This is a genomic window from Sphingomonas sp. NIBR02145, assembly GCF_027359115.1.
Classification (GTDB): domain Bacteria; phylum Pseudomonadota; class Alphaproteobacteria; order Sphingomonadales; family Sphingomonadaceae; genus Sphingomonas; species Sphingomonas kyeonggiensis_A.
The window spans coordinates 3,026,817-3,044,400 of sequence record NZ_CP114791.1; the positions used below are offsets into that span (position 1 = coordinate 3,026,817).

At 66.4% G+C, this 17,584-nt stretch carries 10 protein-coding genes; 4 read left to right on the plus strand and 6 right to left on the minus strand.

Features of this window, described 5'->3' with window-relative positions; genetic code table 11:
* Window positions 1-82 precede the first annotated feature (82 nt).
* Window positions 83-1,756, plus strand: coding sequence for a M20/M25/M40 family metallo-hydrolase (locus O3305_RS13490; protein WP_269573022.1), 1,674 nt, complete (start codon window positions 83-85; stop codon window positions 1,754-1,756).
* A 215-nt stretch (window positions 1,757-1,971) separates the two neighbouring features.
* On the opposite strand, the gene O3305_RS13495 is transcribed toward O3305_RS13490, so the two are convergent.
* Window positions 1,972-4,278 carry a TonB-dependent receptor gene (locus O3305_RS13495; protein WP_269573023.1) on the minus strand — a complete coding sequence of 769 codons (2,307 nt, stop codon included), beginning with the start codon at window positions 4,276-4,278 and terminating at the stop codon, window positions 1,972-1,974.
* Between the two features lie 263 nt (window positions 4,279-4,541).
* Here O3305_RS13495 and clpB point away from each other — a divergent pair, with 263 nt between their 5' ends.
* On the plus strand, window positions 4,542-7,121 hold the full coding sequence (gene clpB / locus O3305_RS13500) for an ATP-dependent chaperone ClpB (RefSeq protein WP_269573024.1): 2,580 nt from the start codon (window positions 4,542-4,544) through the stop codon (window positions 7,119-7,121).
* Window positions 7,122-7,236: 115 nt separating this feature from the next.
* Here the strand turns inward: clpB and O3305_RS13505 are convergent, their stop codons facing one another.
* The 4 genes from O3305_RS13505 to xseA form a co-directional block, all read right to left on the minus strand.
* A complete protein-coding gene (locus O3305_RS13505; protein WP_269573025.1) occupies window positions 7,237-10,287 on the minus strand; it encodes a TonB-dependent receptor domain-containing protein in 3,051 nt (1,016 codons plus the stop codon).
* A 256-nt stretch (window positions 10,288-10,543) separates the two neighbouring features.
* Window positions 10,544-11,446, minus strand: a complete 903-nt coding sequence (locus O3305_RS13510) for a M23 family metallopeptidase (protein ID WP_269573026.1) — start codon at window positions 11,444-11,446, stop codon at window positions 10,544-10,546.
* Window positions 11,447-11,459: 13 nt separating this feature from the next.
* A complete protein-coding gene (locus O3305_RS13515; RefSeq protein ID WP_269573027.1) occupies window positions 11,460-11,660 on the minus strand; it encodes a DUF2093 domain-containing protein in 201 nt (66 codons plus the stop codon).
* Window positions 11,661-11,690: 30 nt separating this feature from the next.
* On the minus strand, window positions 11,691-13,067 hold the full coding sequence (gene xseA / locus O3305_RS13520) for an exodeoxyribonuclease VII large subunit (RefSeq protein ID WP_269573028.1): 1,377 nt from the start codon (window positions 13,065-13,067) through the stop codon (window positions 11,691-11,693).
* On the opposite strand from xseA, the gene purD reads away from it, so the two are divergent.
* On the plus strand, window positions 13,066-14,328 hold the full coding sequence (gene purD, locus O3305_RS13525) for a phosphoribosylamine--glycine ligase (RefSeq protein WP_269573029.1): 1,263 nt from the start codon (window positions 13,066-13,068) through the stop codon (window positions 14,326-14,328). The genes xseA and purD overlap by 2 nt on opposite strands.
* Here purD and O3305_RS13530 read toward each other — a convergent pair.
* Window positions 14,325-15,491, minus strand: a complete 1,167-nt coding sequence (locus tag O3305_RS13530) for an HD-GYP domain-containing protein (RefSeq protein WP_269573030.1) — start codon at window positions 15,489-15,491, stop codon at window positions 14,325-14,327. The genes purD and O3305_RS13530 overlap by 4 nt on opposite strands.
* A 249-nt stretch (window positions 15,492-15,740) precedes the next feature.
* On the opposite strand from O3305_RS13530, the gene O3305_RS13535 reads away from it, so the two are divergent.
* The gene (locus O3305_RS13535; protein WP_269573031.1) at window positions 15,741-17,528 is read left to right on the plus strand and encodes a vWA domain-containing protein; all 1,788 of its coding nucleotides are present in this window, start codon (window positions 15,741-15,743) and stop codon (window positions 17,526-17,528) included.
* Window positions 17,529-17,584 lie beyond the last annotated feature (56 nt).

Below are 17,584 nucleotides of genomic sequence, written 5' to 3' on the forward strand. Positions count from 1 at the left end.
GGTGTATGACCTCCGCAAGTCAGTTGCGCCGCCTTTCATTTCCTCTAGCCTGCGGAAAAATCGCGCCATTCCGGGAGTATCCATGCGCCTGAAGCCTCTTATCGCCGCGCTGTCGCTCGGCCTCGCGCCCGCTGTCGCCTGGGCGCAAAGCGAGCCGGTGTTCAGCCCGGACGAAGTGCGCGCGCATGTCGAGTTCCTGGCCGACGACCTGCTCGGCGGACGCGACAACGGCACCGAAGGCTTCGACATCGCGGCGCGCTATGTCTCCAGTCGCTTCGACGCGATGGGCTTCAAGCCGGGCGGCACCCAGGGCTGGTACCAGCCGGTCAACATCGCGGACTATGTGCTCGATGCCGAGAAACCGGCCTCGGCGACGATCGGCACGAAGAAGTTCGCGGGCGGCGAGGATGTGCTGTTCGGGCCGAGCCCGCTCTATGGCGACGAGACCCAGACCCTCACCGCCGACGCCGTGTTCGTCGGCCATGGCCGCGAGGAGGATTATGCCGGGCTCGACGTGACCGGAAAGTTCGTCGTCGCCCTGATCGGCACGCCGCCGGGCATGGCGCCGGGCAAGATCGACAAGCCGGGCATCGCCGGCAAGCACGGCGCGCTCGGCATGATCTATCTGGTGACGCCCGAGAATCTGAAGGGCGCTTTCCCCTGGGCGCAGGCAATCAGCTATTTCCAGATGCCGCAGAGCAACTGGCTCGACGCAAAGGGATTCCCCAAGGGCGAGGACCCCGGGCTCAAGATCGGCGCCTATATCAAGGGCCTCGCCGCCGACGCGCTGTTCAAGGGCGCGCCGACCAGTGCGGCGCAGCTCTACGCCGCGCTCGCCAAGCCGGATGCGGCGCCGGCAAGCTTCGCGCTCAAGCAGAAGGTCACGCTGCAGCGGACCAGCACCGTCACCATCAAGAAGAGCAACAACGTCATCGGCATCCTGCCGGGATCGGACCCGAAGCTCGCCAATGAATATGTCGTGCTCTCCGCGCATCTCGATCACGAGGGCACCCAGCTCGACGTGGAAGGCGAGGACAAGATCTTCAACGGCGCGATGGACAATGCCGCCGGCGTCGCCTCGATGCTGGAAGCCGCCCGCGCCTTCACCCAGAGCGGCAAGCGGCCGCGTCGCTCGATCCTGTTCGTCGCGCTGACCGCGGAGGAGGACGGGCTGATCGGCTCGGAATATCTTGCCCGCTATCCGGTGGTCGGCAGCGGCAAGGTGGTGGCCGACGTCAATCTCGACATGCCGATCCTGCTCTACGACTTCCAGGACGTCGTCGCCTTCGGCGCGGAGCATTCGACGCTTGGCCCGATCGTCGAGCGCGCGGCGGCGAAGATGGGCGTCACCCTGTCGCCCGATCCGATGCCCGAGGAGCAGCTGTTCCTGCGCTCGGATCACTACAGCTTCGTCAAGGCGGGCGTGCCTTCGGTGTTCCTCGTCACCGGCTTCAAGAATGGCGGCGAGAAGGCGTTCCGCGACTTCCTGAAGACCAACTACCACAAGGTGAGCGACGACATCCGCCAGCCCTTCGACTGGAAGGCCGGCGCCAAGTTCGCGAAGATCAATTACCTGATCGCGCGCGAGATCGCCGATGCCGATCAGGAACCGCGCTGGTATGTCGGCAACAGCTTCGGCGAGCGCTTCGCCAAGGACGCGCCCAAGGCACCGCGGCCCGCGGGGGCGCCGGCTGCGGCTCCGGGACGGTCGCCGGCGGTGATCACGATTCCGGTGGCTGCGCCGAAGAAGAACTGATCTCCCATCACCGTCATGCTGAACTTGTTTCAGCATCCAACGCGCGGCGGGCGACAGCGCTCGATTATCGAGGCTGTCGCCAAGCCCAACCTTGGACCCTGAAACAAGTTCAGGGTGACGGCGGGACTGGGCGGCGACGCTCCCAAACGGAAAAGGCCGGAGCTTTCGCCCCGGCCTTTCCCTTCCCTCCCTGCTGTCCGGGAGAGAGAAGCCGCCTAGAAGCCGGCCTTGAGCGTCACGAAGAACTGCTGCGGCGCGCCGACCATCAGCGTCATGTTGTCGCCCGAATTGCCGAAGCCGTTCGTGCCGATCGTCGAGATGTACTTCTTGTCGAACAGGTTGGTCGCGTTCGCCTGGATCTCGAGCTGGCGCCCGGCCAGGTCGAACTTGTAGCCGAGCGTGGCATCGACCACGACGCGGCCCTCGACCGACTGGTCGTTGGTGTAGGTGAAGTAGCGCTTGCTCATATAGTTGGCGCCGACACGGGCGTTGAAGCCGCCCAGGTCATAGGTCAGCTCGCCCTTGAGCAGGTGCTTGGGCGCATCGACCACGGTCTTGCCCCTGGTAGCCGCGAGCAGCGTGCCGGCGGCGTTGCGGACGTCGTCGCGATAGGTCGAGTCATTGTAGCTGTACGACACGAAGGCGCCGAAGCCGCTGCCCAGGCGCAGATCGCCGGTCGCCTCGAAGCCGAGCGAGCGGACGTCGCCGACATTCTGCAGCGTCACCGGATTGCCGACGATGCCGGCACCCGTGGTCACGCCGAGCAGGCGGTTGCGGAAGTTGACATAATAGCCGGCCAGCGAGGCGGTGAACGGGCCCGAGCGCAGGCGGCCGCCGAGCTCATAAGTGTCCGACTGTTCGGGCTTGAGCTTGGTCGAGCCCGAGAGCAGCGCGTTGAAGCCGGCCTGGGTGGTGGCGAACGGGCCGGTGGTGGCCGAGGCGGTGAAGGCGCGGGTCACCTGGCTGAAGCCGCCGAACAGCTCGGCGCCGCTGCCGAGGCGGAAGTTGAAGCCCGCGGTCGGCTGAAACCAGTCGGTCACCTTGATCTCGCCCGAGGCGAGGCTGCCGGCGACGTTCGGATCGGCCTGGTTCTTCACGCTGAAGCCCTTCCAGCCCAGGTTCAGCGTCAGCGCGCCAAGCGTCAGCTTGTCCTGGACATAATATTGGAAGGTGTCGGTGGTGTAGTCATAGTCCCACTGGGTCGCGAACGGGTTCGACTGGAAGTCGAGGCTGTCGCGGGTCACTTCGGTGCGGCTGCTCAGCGCGTAGAAGCGGCGGGCCTGCTGGAAGGCGTTGTTCTCGTACCAGGCGCCGACGGTCAGCGCGTTGTTGCCGCCGATCTCGCCGGTGAGATGGCCGAACACGCCCTTGCGGTCCATGTCATATTCGGTGGTGCGGATCGAGATCGGCGAGGCGCCGGCACCCGGGCTCGGGACGTACGGCGTGTACCACAGGCCCTGGCCGTGGTTGTTGTGGTAATAGCCCTTGAGCGCGAAGTTCAGCCCGCCGGTGTCGCCCTCGACCCCGAACGAGCCCAGCCAGTCGCGGCGCAGGCCCGCTGCGTTGAAATAGGCATCGTCGACCGAGGTGATCGGCGCCGGATAGACCGTGCCGGCGGCCGCGTTCGAGACCGGGGCGCCGGTGTCGCCGCGATTGTTGGCGATGTCGGCGATGCGCACCGCCAGGGCATAGTTGTTCGAGATATTGTCCCAGTCATAGCCGAAGCGCTGGATCATGCCGAGCGACAGGTCCTGATAGTCGTTCTCGCGGCGATCCGAATAGCTGATCGTGCCGACCAGGCGGATGCCGGCGGCCACCGGGGCGACGATCTTGCCGTTGGCCTGGTTGGTGCGCTGCGAACCCCAGCCCTTCCACTTGTCCATGTCCGAATAGACATAGGAGGCATAGGCCTTCACGCCGCCGCCCAGGTCGCCGCTCTCGATACGGCCGAACAGGCGCACCGTGTTCTCGCTGCCATAGGTGCCCTCGGCATGGAGGCCGAAGCTGTCCGACGGATCGCGCGAGAAGAATTCCAGCGTGCCGCCGAGATTGTTGGTCGCCTGGGTACCGATCGAGCCGGCGCCCTGCGAGACGCGGACCTCGCCGACATTCTCGCTGCTGATCGCGCGGCTGATGTGCAGGCCGTTGACGTTGCCATAGCTGGCGTCGCCGAGCGGGATGCCGTCGAGCGTGAAGCCGAGCTGGTTCTGGTTGAAGCCGCGGATCGAGACGCGCTGCGCCCATTCATAGGCACCGAACGGATCGGCCGACTGGAAGTTGACGCTGGGCAGCTTCTCGATCGCCTTGAGCGGGCTGGTGCCGGCCGCGAGCTCAGCGATGTCGCTCGCCGAGATCTGCTGGACCTGACGGGTTTCGCCGCGCCCGATCACGACGATCTGGCCCTCTTCACCGCCCTCGTCGGCGGCCGAGGCCGGCGCGACCGGCTGGACGTCCTGCGCCATCGCCGTGCCAGAAATCAGAATCGAACTACCGGCGAGCAGCCAGATTGCAGCCTTGCGCATGCATGTTTCCCTGAAAAATATTGGCAGGGCCCCAATGCCCCGCTGCACGGGCGCTAGGGATTGTGCGTTGCAACATCGGGTAGCCCGCATGTCATTTGCGCGACGGTGCAGTTACAGGTTTCGGACAAGCAACAAAGCCCAGCGCACGCCGTGACTTGGCGCGGGCGGCTGTGTCACTACATGTTACGACTAGCGCAGGAAGCGCCCCTTGTGTTGCATCTTTGCAACACTATCTCGCGGGGCAGGAACCAACAGGGACGAGCATGAACCTCGAGAAATTCACCGACCGCGCCAAGGGCTTCCTCCAGTCGGCGCTTACCGTCGCGATCCGGATGAGCCATCAGCGGATTGCCCCCGAACACCTCCTGAAGGCGCTGCTCGAAGACGAGCAGGGCATGGCCAGCGGGCTGATCAACGCCGCCGGCGGCGACGCGAAGCGTGCGCTGAGCGAGACCGATCTGGCGCTTTCCAAGATCCCCGCGGTCTCGGGTGGCGGCGCGCAGCAGCAACCCGGGCTCGACAACGACACCGTGCGCGTGCTCGACCAGGCCGAGCAGATCGCCCAGAAGGCCGGCGACAGCTTCGTCACGGTCGAGCGGCTGCTCGTCGCGCTGGCGCTGTCGCTGAATACGGCGGCGGGCAAGGCGTTGCAGGCGGCTGGCGCGCGGCCCGAGGCGCTCAATGCGGCGATCAACCAGCTGCGCGGCGGGCGCACCGCCGATACGGCGGGCGCCGAGGATCGCTATGACGCGCTCAAGAAGTTCGCGCGCGACCTGACCGAGGCCGCGCGGGCCGGCAAGCTCGATCCGGTGATCGGCCGCGACGAGGAGATCCGCCGCACCATCCAGATCCTGGCGCGCCGCACCAAGAACAATCCGGTGCTGATCGGCGAGCCTGGCGTCGGCAAGACCGCGATCGCGGAAGGCCTCGCCCTGCGCATCGCCAATGGCGACGTGCCCGATACGCTGAAGGACCGCGCGCTCATGTCGCTCGACATGGGCTCGCTGATCGCCGGCGCGAAATATCGCGGCGAGTTCGAGGAGCGGCTCAAGGGCGTCCTCGACGAGGTCAAGGCCGCGGAAGGGCATATCATCCTGTTCATCGACGAGATGCACACGCTGATCGGCGCGGGCAAGACCGAGGGCGCGATGGACGCGGGCAACCTGCTCAAACCGGCGCTCGCCCGCGGCGAGCTGCACTGCATCGGCGCGACCACGCTCGACGAGTATCGCAAGTACGTCGAGAAGGACCCCGCGCTGCAGCGGCGCTTCCAGCCGGTGTTCGTCGGCGAGCCGACGGTCGAGGATACGATCTCGATCCTGCGCGGAATCAAGGAGAAGTACGACCTGCACCACGGCGTGCGGATCAGCGACGGCGCGATCGTCGCGGCGGCCACGCTGTCCAACCGCTACATCACCGACCGCTTCCTGCCCGACAAGGCGATCGACCTGATGGACGAGGCCGCGTCGCGCATCCGCATGGAAGTCGAGTCCAAGCCCGAGGAGATCGAGAATCTCGATCGCCGGATCATGCAGCTCGAGATCGAGCGCGAGGCGCTGAAGAAGGAGAGCGATGCCGCGTCCAGGGACCGCCTTGCTTCGCTGGAGAGCGAACTCGCCAACCTCAAGCAGCAGTCGGCCGAGCTGACCACCCGCTGGCAGGGCGAGAAGGACAAGATCAACGCCGAGGCGCAGATCAAGGCGCAGATCGATGCCGCGCGCGGCGAGCTCGAACAGGCGCAGCGCGCCGGCGATCTCGCGAAGATGGCCGAGCTCAGCTACGGCGCGATTCCGGCGCTGGAGAAACAGCTGGCGGAGGCCCGGAACACCAGCCGCGGCGCGATGCTGCGCGAGGAAGTGACCGCCGAGGACATCGCCGCGGTGGTCGCGCGCTGGACGGGCATCCCGGTCGACAAGATGATGGAAGGCGAGCGCGAGAAGCTCCTCAACATGGAGGAGCAGCTCGGCAAGCGCGTCATCGGCCAGGCCGATGCGGTGAAGGCCGTGTCAACCGCGGTGCGCCGCTCGCGCGCCGGCCTGCAGGACCCGAACCGGCCGCTGGGCAGCTTCCTGTTCCTCGGCCCGACGGGCGTCGGCAAGACCGAGCTGACCAAGGCGCTCGCCGAATTCCTGTTCGACGATCCCAACGCGATGGTGCGCATCGACATGAGCGAGTTCATGGAGAAGCACGCGGTCGCGCGGCTGATCGGCGCCCCTCCCGGCTATGTCGGCTATGAGGAAGGCGGCGTGCTGACCGAGGCGGTACGGCGGCGGCCCTATCAGGTCGTGCTGTTCGACGAGGTCGAGAAGGCGCATGGCGACGTGTTCAACGTGCTGCTGCAGGTGCTCGACGACGGGCGCCTGACCGACGGCCAGGGCCGCACGGTCGATTTCTCGAACACGATCGTGATCCTGACCTCGAACCTGGGCAGCCAGTTCCTCACCAATCTCGGCGAGGGGCAGTCGGTCGAGAGCGTCGAGCCGCAGGTGATGGAGATCGTCCGCGCGCATTTCCGCCCGGAGTTCCTCAACCGGCTGGACGAGATCATCCTGTTCCACCGGCTGGCGGCCGAGCACATGGCGCCGATCGTCGACATCCAGGTGAACCGCGTCGCGAAGCTGCTCAAGGATCGCAAGATCGGGCTGGACCTGACCGATGCCGCCCGCGCCTGGCTGGGCCGGGTGGGGTACGATCCGGTCTATGGCGCGCGTCCCCTGAAAAGGGCGGTGCAGCGCTACCTCCAGGATCCGCTGGCCGACATGATCCTGCGCGGCGACGTGAAGGACGGATCGACGGTGAAGATCGACGAAGGCGACGGGGCGCTGGCGCTGTCGGTCGCCTGACCTTCCGCCGTTCCGGCTGGCTCCGGGGCGGCGGATGCTTCCCGCTATCGCAGGCAAAAGAAAGGGGCGGCTCCCGAAGGAGCCGCCCCCATTTTGTCTGGCAGTCCGGTGAGACTTAGTAGTTCACCTTCACGCCCATCTTCAGATAGCGGCCCAGGATGCCGTTGCCGCCCTGGACTGCGTTGTAGTTGTTGGCACCGTAGGTGACCGGATCGATCGGAGGCAGGCGATCGAAGACGTTGTTCACGACACCGTAGATCGTGAACTTGTCGTTGATCTTCACGCGAGCGCTCATGTCGAAGGTGATGTAATCGCTGACGTCGCACGGCGTGATGCCGAGGCTCGATCCGCAATCCTTATAGGCATCGCCCTGGTCCATCGCGGACAGGTTGTACCCGCCGAAATAGTTGACGGTGCCGTTCACCTGCAGGCTGCCGAAGTCGAGCGTGGTCAGCCAGCTGCCATGCCACTTCTGCGTGCCGTTGCCCGAGGTCAGGTTGAAGTTGCCGAGCGTGCCGTCATAGCGCTGCTCAACACCATTCACGATCGTCGACAGCTTCAGGATGTAGCTGGCTTCGACCGAGGTCGAGACGCGGAAGCCATCCGTGACCTTGAAGTCGGCGCTGGCGGTGAAGTCCAGGCCTTCCGCCTTGATCGTGTCGGCGTTGATCAGCGTCGACTGGATGAACGCAACACGCGGCTTCGCGGTCGGGTTGTTGATGTCCGGCGCGTCCGGAATGATCGTGATCGTCGGATCGATCGCCGTGCCGGCATAATATGCCTGCAGCGCCGAACCGGTATCCGGCGAGGTGATCGCACCGGTCTTCTCGATGTTGTAGTAGTCGACGGTGAACGAGATGCCGCGCACCGGCTCGAAGATCGCGCCGGCAGTCCAGCTGCGCGACTTTTCGGGCTTCAGGTTCGGGCTGGCGAGCGTGGTCAGACCATAGCTCTGCTTCACATAGGCCGGGCAGCCCGCTGCGAAGTTGGCCACGGTGCAGGCCGCGCCGTACTGCGACAGATAGGCGTTGGTGAACGCGCTCGACGACGGCGTGACGTAGCCGGTGGTCGGGAGAGCGTTAGCTTCGCCGAACGACGGGATACGGAAGCCGCGCGAGTAGGTGCCGCGCACCACGATCTGCTTGATCGGGGTGACCTTCAGGCCGACCTTCGGCGAGAAGGCGTCCTGGCCGCTCGAGTAACGGTCATAGCGACCCGAAGCGTTCAGGCCGATCCACTCGGTGATCGGCGCATCGAGTTCGGCGAAGGCCGAGCTGATGGTACGATTACCGCTGGTGCCGAAGGCGTTCAGCGTGAAGTAGCGCTGGGTCGGGCCGTTGATGTCCGAGTTGCCGCTGGGGGCATCCACGGCTTCGTAACGGATCGAGCCGCCGACACCGATCTGCAGCGGGCCACCCGGAAGGTCGACCACGGCAGCGCTGACGCTCGCCTGGAACTGGAACTGATCCGAGCTGGCGTTCGTGACGTTGACCGGGGTCAGATAGTCACGGACCGACTGCGGCGTCGCCGACGGGTTGCGGAAGTTGTAGGTGCCGTCCGCGATCACATCGAGCAGGTGCTGGATGTAGACATAGCCGTCCTGCGTGCGACGCAGGTCGGTGTGCATCGCAGTCGCACCGACGTTGAAGGTGATGTTGTCGGTGAGGTTGCCGGTGACGCCGAGGGCGCCGCGATATGCACGGTTGCGGGTCGCGTTATAGGTGACTTCGCTGGTGTCCATACCGATCAGGCGAGCGACCTGGCCGGCTGCCGCGAACGGGTTGTTCGGGTTCAGCGTGCCATTGGCCGCGGTGCAGCCCGGAACCGTCGGGACGCCGTTGACCATCGTCGCCGAAGCGCCGTTGGCGCGGGCGCAGACATAGACCGGAAGCGCCAGGATGCCCGAGCCGGCCGCGCGCGGCGGAACGGTGTTCGAGTTGGTCGCGAAGGTCGGGAAGTTGATGCCGGTCGGCGCAGTGCCGTAGATGGTCGCCGGGAAGCCGGTGTAGTCCACGCTGCTCTGCATGAAGTTGACCTCGGCATATGCCTCGATCGTGTCACCCAGGCGAGCGGTCACGCGGCCCGAAACGCCGAAGCGCTCGATGTTCGGCGTGATGGTGCCCCACAGGTTGGTCGCGTCATACTGGCAGACCGAAGACGGCGACGTCGCGGTCTGCTGCGCCGCGGTCAGGTTGACCAGCGTGCCGATGCCGCAACCGCTCAGGTTCTGGTAACGGCTGCCAGCAGGCGTGGTGGTGTTGGTGATGTCGTACGGGCGAACCATGAAGTTGGCGCCGGTGCTGAGCGCGACCTGGCCGGTGGCCGGGTTGATCGCGTTGCGGACCGAGGTGCCGCCGCAGTGACCCTCGAAGCAGATGCCCTGCTGGTCGTCCGAGTTGTACGGATACGGACGATCCTTGTTCATCAGCGCTTCGGACTTGTACCAGAAGCCCGAGATATAGGCGTTGTAGCCGTCCTCATCGAGGTCGCCGGTGCCGGCCGAAGCCGTCAGGCGATAGCTCGGAGCGTCGCCGCGATCGGAAATGCCTGCTTCGGCGCGTGCGCTGAAGCCCTTCACTTCCTTCTTGGTGATGATGTTGACCACGCCCGCGATCGCGTCTGCGCCGTAGGTCGACGAAGCGCCGTCGCGCAGCACTTCGATGCGCTCGATGATGTCGTCGGGAATGGTGTTCAGGTCGACGAAGTTACGCGAACCGTCGTCGGCGAGCGGGTAGTAGGCCGCGCGCAGGCCGTCGAACAGCACGAGCGTCGAGTTGGTCGAAAGGCCGCGCAGCGAAACGGCCGAAGCGCCGGCAGCGAACGCGCCGTTGGCCGAGAAGCTGTTGGTCAGCGCCGGGCCGTTGTTCGAAGCGAGCGACTGGATGGCGTCCTGCACCGTCGAGATGCCGCGCTTGTCGAGATTCTCGGCGGTCACGACGGTGACCGGCGACGGGGTCGCCGCACCGGCGGCGCTCTGGAACATCGAGCCGGTGACGACGATCGTGCCTTCGTCCTGGCTGCTGCTGTCCTGAGTGGTCGGGACGGTCGTCGACGGGGTCGGCGTCGGCGTGGTCTGGGCGAAAGCCGGCGTAGCCGCCGTCGCGCCCGCGAGTACGAGCGCAAACAGCGCCGTGCTACCGCGCAGGGTGATCTGCGAGTTCTTCATGATGATCCCTCTGTTGTCCGGCTGTTTTACAGCCGGATTGTCTCCCCGCTTCACCATCCATTCGTGTGCAACTCACGTGTCGGGATGGCGAAGCTTGAACGGATCGTGAATGTGGACCCCCTCCCTGTAAACTGGGAAGGCCATGCTGCGCGCGCTTTCAACAAACCTGTAGCCAAAATGCCACAACAACGGGCAGAATATTGCGCAACAACCTCGTTTTATGTTGCTTTATGTTGCAGCGCGACACATTCGCGCCTCAATCGATAACAGGCATCGACCCCGCGACAAGCAGCGGATCGATCCGCGCGTCACGCCACTTGAGACTCCAGTGCAAATGCGGCCCCGTCGCGCGCCCCGTCATCCCCACGGCGCCGATCGGCTGGCCCCGGCGGACATGCTCGCCCAGCTTCACGTCGATTCGCGACAGGTGCATGAAGGCGCTGTTGAGCCCCGCGCCATGATCGATCATCAGCAAATTCCCCTCCAATGTGAAGGGCTTGGCAGCAGCAAGGATGACCACACCATCGGCCGGTGCAAGCACCGCCGTGCCGGTCGGCCGGGCGATGTCGATTCCGGAATGATAGGACCCCGGCTCACCGCGATAAATGCGTTGCGAACCGAACAGCGTGGAGATGCGCCCAACCGCCGGCCAGAAGAAGGGCATCTGCCGCCAGCCGGTCGCATCGGTCTGCATTTTCCGCGCCGCGTTGATCTGCGCGAGCTCTGCCGGGCGCACCCGCTCGAACTCCGGACGCGGCACCGGATATTTCGGAAGTGTATCCAAACGTGAAATATCCCAGGCACGCGGCGCGATCGCCAGCACCTGGCGCTGCTGGCTGCCGTCGCCCATGGTCGCGATCAGCGTTGCGCTCGGGCCATGGTCGCGATCAAAGGCGATCAGGAACTTGCGATCCGGCGTTACCGGCACCGGTTCCCCGTCGAGCGTAAGCATGCTGGCGCCCTTGGGCGCGGTGCCGATCACGGCGCCGCCCTGGATCAGCTGGCCCTGGAAGGCGAAGGGCCCGGCGACATTGGGGGCGGCGGGAATCGGCGCGGCGATCGCCTCCGCGACCGGGGAGCCCGGCAGGGCGGGAAGCTGGGCACTGCCGAGCAGCACGAAGCCCAGAACGGCGGCGGGCAGTCGTGCTGCGAGTCCCATCAGCGGTGCCCCCTCAACCCTGCATCGCCTGCATCGCCAGCGCGGCGGAGGCATAGGGTTCCTGCCGGGCGACGCTCCAGTAGCGCAGCATCTGCAGCGGCACCTTCTCGCCGCTGACCGCGCAGACGACGTGATCGCCCGGGGTCAGCACGCGAAAGCCATTGGCCATGAAGTGGAGGCGAGCCGCGCGGGCGACGGGGTTCGACATCAGCATGGGCGCGGCATCCTCGAAATGGCTCTTCTCTTACAACAGGCTGGGCTGTTCGGGCTTGGGCGCATCATAGGATTTGGCGCCCGGGCGCTCAACCCGCGCATCGACGGCCCCGTCGATGAAGTGGAGCGTCACGGCACCGGCGCCGCGCGCGGCGTCGGCGGTGCCGATCACCTTCCTGGTGCCGCGCGCCTCGACCCAGGCATAGCCCTTCTCGAGCGGGCGATTGGGATGAACCAGGTCGAGATGCCGGCCGATCCCTTCCAGCAGCTGCCGCGCCGCGGAGAGTTTCTGGTCGAGCATCGCCGGGCGCAGCGCGCCCGCGGAGCGATCGAGCACGCCGCGCGCCACGGTGACGCGGCGCTCCAGCGCGCGATCGAGCCGGCCGCCGAGATCGTCCATCTTCTGGCGCTGCGGCCCGAGCAGCGCGTCGCGGCGCGGCAGCACGCGGACCAAGGCCGCCAGCCGCTCGCCGGCGCGCTCATGATAGCGGCGCACGCAGCGCTCGGTGCGGTGCGCGAGCGTCGCGATGGTGTGGCGCACGTCCGCCAGCACCGGCACCGCGATCTCGGCCGCCGCGGTCGGCGTCGGCGCGCGCAGGTCTGCGGCATAGTCACACAGGCTGGTATCGGTCTCGTGGCCGACGGCGGAGATCACCGGGATTCGGCAGTCGGCGACCGCGCGCACCACGACCTCCTCGTTGAACGCCCAGAGATCCTCGATCGAGCCGCCGCCGCGCGCGACGATCAGCAGGTCGGGCCGCGGCACCGCACTGCCCTCGCCCAGCGCATCGAAGCCGCGGATCGCATTGGCGACTTCCTGCGCCGCGCCGTCTCCCTGCACCTTCACCGGCCAGACCAGCACATGGCTCGGGAAGCGGTCGGCGAGCCGATGCAGGATGTCCCGGATCACCGCGCCGGTCGGCGAAGTGACCACGCCGATCACCCTGGGCATGTACGGCAATGGCTGCTTGCGGGCGCGGTCGAACAGCCCCTCGCCCGCGAGCTTGGCCTTCAATTTCTCGAACAGCGCCATCAGCGCGCCTTCGCCGGCCAGCTCCATCCGCTCGATGACGATCTGGTATTTGCTGCGCCCCGGATAGATGGTCAGCTTGCCGGTGACGATCACCTCCAGCCCGTCCTGCGGCGCGAACGGGATTGCGCTGGCGGCACCGCGCCAGATCACCCCGTCGATCACCGCATCGGTATCCTTCAGCGCCAGATAGGCATGGCCCGAAGCCGCCCGCTTCCAGCCCGAAATCTCGCCGCGCAGGCGGACATGGCCGAACTCGCCTTCGACCATTCGCTTGAGGGCCAGAGATAATTCGCTGACCGATAGCGCCGGTGCGTTGTCGCCCGCCACCTGCTCGGCTACGAGCCGCGCTGGTGTATCGAAGAAGGGGTCGCTCATGAATGTCCTGTTGCTCGGCTCGGGCGGCCGCGAACATGCTCTTGCATGGAAGCTCGCACAATCGCCGCTGCTCGAACGGCTCTACGCCGCCCCGGGCAATCCGGGAATAGCCGAGCATGCCGAAATCGTGGACATCGCGGTGAACGACCATCGCGGCGTGATCGATTTCTGCCTGCGCCATTCGATCGGCTTCGTCGTGATCGGGCCCGAGGCACCGCTGGTCGCGGGTCTCGGCGACAATCTGCGCACCATGGGCATCGCCGTGTTCGGGCCGAACAAGCTGCCCGCCCAGCTCGAAGGATCGAAGGGCTTCACCAAGGATCTGTGCGCTCGCGAGAAGATCCCGACCGCCGGCTATGTCCGCTGCGAGAGCCGCGACGGCGCGCTCGCTTCGCTCGAGGATTTCGGCCTGCCGGTCGTCATCAAGGCCGACGGCCTGGCCGCGGGCAAGGGCGTCACCGTCGCCTTCACCCATGAGGAAGCCGAAGGCGCGGTCCGCGCGATCTTTGCCGATGCCGGCGCCAGCGTGGTGATCGAGGAATTCCTGGAAGGCGAGGAAGCCAGCCTGTTCGTGCTGACCGATGGCGAGACGCTCGTCCCGTTCGGATCGGCGCAGGACCACAAGCGCGTCGGGGATGGCGATACCGGCCCGAACACCGGCGGCATGGGCGCCTACAGCCCCGCCCCGGTGCTGACCCCGGCGCTGGAGACCCAGGCGATCGACGAGATCGTCCGCCCCACGATCGAGGCACTGGCACGGATGGGGGCACCCTATTCGGGCGTGCTCTATGCCGGGCTGATGCTGACCCCGACCGGCCCGAAGCTGATCGAGTACAACGCCCGCTTCGGCGATCCCGAATGCCAGGTGCTGATGATGCGCTTCACCGGCGACCTGCTCGCGCTGATGCTCGCGGTAGCCAAGGGCGAGCTCGCCAGCCAGCCGGCCCCGACCTTCGCCGCGAAGACCGCGCTCACCGTGGTGATGGCCGCCAACGGCTATCCCGGCACGCCCGAGACCGGCGGCGCGATCACCGGCATCGACAAGGCGGAGGCCACCGGCGCCAAGGTCTTCCATGCCGGCACCCGGATGGACGGCGACATGCTGGTTGCAAGCGGTGGCCGCGTGCTCAACGTGACCGCGCTGGGCGACACGGTGAAGGACGCGCAGGCGGCGGCCTATGCAGCGGTCGATGCGATCGAGTTCCCGACGGGTTTCTGCCGGCGCGACATCGGCTGGCGGGAGATCGCGCGCGAGGGCTAACGCTGCGAATCCGGCAGCGCGTTATGGCCTTCGGAAAGCAGGCGGACCGCGGCATCCCAATCGGAAAAGCCCCAGTCCGCCGGGTTTTCCAGCCCGACCACGACTTCCTTCATCCCGCGGAAGATATCCTCGAGCGGGATCATCCGGCGGTGCTCGGCCGAGTAGAATAGGCGGACCATGCTGCGCAGGCCCTGCCCGCCATCGGGCAGCACCACGCCGAGCCGGCCGGATGCCATCCGCACCAGCAGCCCGGTCGGCGCCACGCCGATGCTGCGGCAGAACTGGAACAGCAGTTCCGGATCGAAATGGCCGGTCCAGCCGAACATCTCGGTGACCGCGCGGAGCGGGGTCCAGCGATCCTTGTAGGCACGGTCGGAGGTCAGCGCGTCGAACACGTCGCAGATCGCGCCCATCCGCGCGGCCAGGCTGATCTCCGCGCCCTCGAGGCCGAACGGATAGCCGCTGCCGTCCATCTTCTCATGATGCATCAGGCAGACGTCCAGCGCCTCCTGGTTGATCCCTTCGGCACCGCGCAGCATCGCATGGCCGGCCTCGGGGTGCCGCTTGATCATCGCGAACTCGGCATCGTCGAGCCGGCCGGGCTTGTTGAGCACCGTGGCCGGCACGCTGGTCTTGCCGACATCGTGGAGCAGCCCGGCCAGCCCCATCGCGCGCATCGCCTCGTCATCAAGCCCGATCTGGCGCGCCAGATTGACCATCAGCCCGCAGACCGAGACCGAGTGGAGATAGGTATATTCGTCCTTGGACTTGAGCCGCGCCATGTCGACGAACATGCCGGGATTGCGCGCAACGCAATCGGCGATCTCCGCCACCACCGCGGTCGCCTCGCGCGCATCGATCGGCAGGCCCTGGCCGGCGCTCTCATAGATCCCACGCGCCACGCCATGCGCCCGGGCGATCGTCCGCCGGGCATAGTCGCGATCGGCCTTCACGGCCTCGGCCAGCGGCTCGGGAAGGAACATGGGCGCCGGTGGCGGTGGCGGCGCGGACGGATCGGGGCCGACACCGCGGCTGAGATCGATCACCACCGCAGTCACGTCGCATGTCCGGAGCAGCACCAGGTCGGCCGGCCGCTCCAGCAGGAATCGCGAGCGCCAGAAGGGATGCTTCAGCCACGAGCCTTCGAACCCGTGGATGAACATTCCTAACTTAACCTGGCTGGGCGATATCCGTTGAAGCAATTCTGTCTCACATTCTCCCTCCTATCTTAGGAGGTTTGCCCGCCGGACAGACCGCGACGCCCGATTCAATGCGGCAAATCCGCGCAAATTACACAAATTGAAATGATACATGATAACATCTCGTTCATCTGGCGCTCATCTCGAAAACGCGACATTCCATCCCTGGGCGCGCAGCGACTCGCGCGCCGCACTCTGAAGGGGAGAGTTGCCATGTCGCGTTCCGCACTGTTGATCGGTTGTTCCGCCCTGCTCACCACCTCCGCCGCGCCGCCGCCCTTGCCCAAGGCAGGGCCGGTCGCCGCCAGCCAGGACCGCCATTCGCCGGTCCGCTGCGTGCGCGACGACAATGACCGGACACGCGACACCGTCCGTCGCCGGCCGGTGCCGACCTATGCTCCGCCGCCCTTGCCGACGGTGATGCCCACGCCCGAACCGATGCCGGCTCCGCCGCCGCCGCCGTCCGCGCCAATGGCCGAAGCGCTGAGCGTCACCGCCCAGAAGCGCGTCGCAAACGGGTATGTCGCGGGAGCACCCGTGGTAACCGGCGGCAGGATCGCCGGCCCCCAGCCCTATGGCGCGCCAGGCAATACCGAGCGCTATGACGGCAAGGCCGTCGCCTCGATCCAGGCGGTTGCCGAGCAGCCCGTCTCCACCTTCTCGGTCGATGTCGACACCGGTGCCTATTCCAATGTCCGCCGCTTCCTGACCCAGGGTCAGGACGTGCCCGCCGACGCGGTGCGCACCGAGGAGATGATCAACTATTTCCGCTACGATTATCCGCGCCCGACCTCGCAGGACGTGCCGTTCAGCGTGACCACCGACGTCTCGACCACGCCGTGGAACGCCGAGACGAGGCTGCTGCGCATCGGCCTGCGCGGCTATGACGTGGACGCGAAGGGGCGCCCGCCGGCCAATCTCGTCTTCCTCGTCGATGTCTCGGGATCGATGGAGGACACCGACAAGCTTCCGCTGGTCAAGAAGGCGCTCACCCAGCTCGCCGACGGGCTGACCGCGAAGGACCGCGTCTCGATCGTCGTCTATGCAGGCGCCGCAGGCGTGGTGCTCGAGCCGACCTACAGGAAGGAATATGTGAAGGCCGCGCTCGATTGCCTCTCGGCCGGCGGCTCCACTGCGGGCGGCGAGGGCATCCAGCTCGCCTATTCGGTGGCGCGGGCCAACTACATGAAAGGCGGGATCAACCGCATCTTCCTGGCCACGGATGGCGACTTCAACGTCGGCATCAACGACAAGAAGGCGCTCGAGGCGCTGGTGAAGAAGAACCGCGACGACGGCATCACCCTCACCACGCTCGGCTTCGGCCAGGGCAATTATAACGAAGCGATGATGGAGCGCATCGCCGATGTCGGCAACGGCAACTATGCCTATATCGACAGCGCGATGGAGGCGAGCAAGGTGCTCGACGACGAGCTCTCCGCCACGCTCTTCACCATCGCCAAGGATGTGAAGGTCCAGGTCGAGTTCAACCCCGCCCAGGTGAAGCAGTATCGCCTGATCGGCTATGAGAACCGCGCGCTGGCCGAGGAGGACTTCAACAACGATACCGTCGATGCCGGCGATATCGGCGCGGGGCATCAGGTGACCGCGCTCTACGAAGTCGTCCCCGCCAATGCCCAGGGGTGGACGCCGGATCGGCGCTACGATGCCAATCGCCCGGCCACCGCAGCCTCGAGCGGCAGCGAGATGGCCTTCGTCAAACTCCGCTACAAGGCGCCCGGCAGCGAGACCTCGAAGCTGATCGAGCGCCCGGTGCCGGCCAGCCTGATGCAGGGCGCCCGTGCGCCCAGCGGCGACATGGCCTTCGTCACCTCGGTCGCCGCGTTCGGCCAGCATCTGCGCGGCGACAAATATCTCAACGGCTACAGCTACACCCAGATCGGCGCCCTCGCGCCGGCCTCCAGCAACTACTGGCGGGCCGAGTTCACCCGGCTGGTGAAGCTTGCCGATTCGGGACACTCCAAGCCGGGGTCGAGCGACTAGCTTGTCGCGCTGCGCCGCACCACGTTATGCAGGTGCCCGGAATCGCAAACTTGCAT

Coding starts and splice junctions, on each gene's coding strand:
- O3305_RS13490 (WP_269573022.1), top strand. CDS start 83: ATGCGCCTGAAGCCTCTTATCGCCGCGCTGTCGCTCGGCCTCGCGCCC.
- O3305_RS13495 (WP_269573023.1), bottom strand. CDS start 4,278: ATGCGCAAGGCTGCAATCTGGCTGCTCGCCGGTAGTTCGATTCTGATT.
- clpB (WP_269573024.1), top strand. CDS start 4,542: ATGAACCTCGAGAAATTCACCGACCGCGCCAAGGGCTTCCTCCAGTCG.
- O3305_RS13505 (WP_269573025.1), bottom strand. CDS start 10,287: ATGAAGAACTCGCAGATCACCCTGCGCGGTAGCACGGCGCTGTTTGCG.
- O3305_RS13510 (WP_269573026.1), bottom strand. CDS start 11,446: ATGGGACTCGCAGCACGACTGCCCGCCGCCGTTCTGGGCTTCGTGCTG.
- O3305_RS13515 (WP_269573027.1), bottom strand. CDS start 11,660: ATGCTGATGTCGAACCCCGTCGCCCGCGCGGCTCGCCTCCACTTCATG.
- purD (WP_269573029.1), top strand. CDS start 13,066: ATGAATGTCCTGTTGCTCGGCTCGGGCGGCCGCGAACATGCTCTTGCA.
- xseA (WP_269573028.1), bottom strand. CDS start 13,067: ATGAGCGACCCCTTCTTCGATACACCAGCGCGGCTCGTAGCCGAGCAG.
- O3305_RS13530 (WP_269573030.1), bottom strand. CDS start 15,491: ATGTTCATCCACGGGTTCGAAGGCTCGTGGCTGAAGCATCCCTTCTGG.
- O3305_RS13535 (WP_269573031.1), top strand. CDS start 15,741: ATGTCGCGTTCCGCACTGTTGATCGGTTGTTCCGCCCTGCTCACCACC.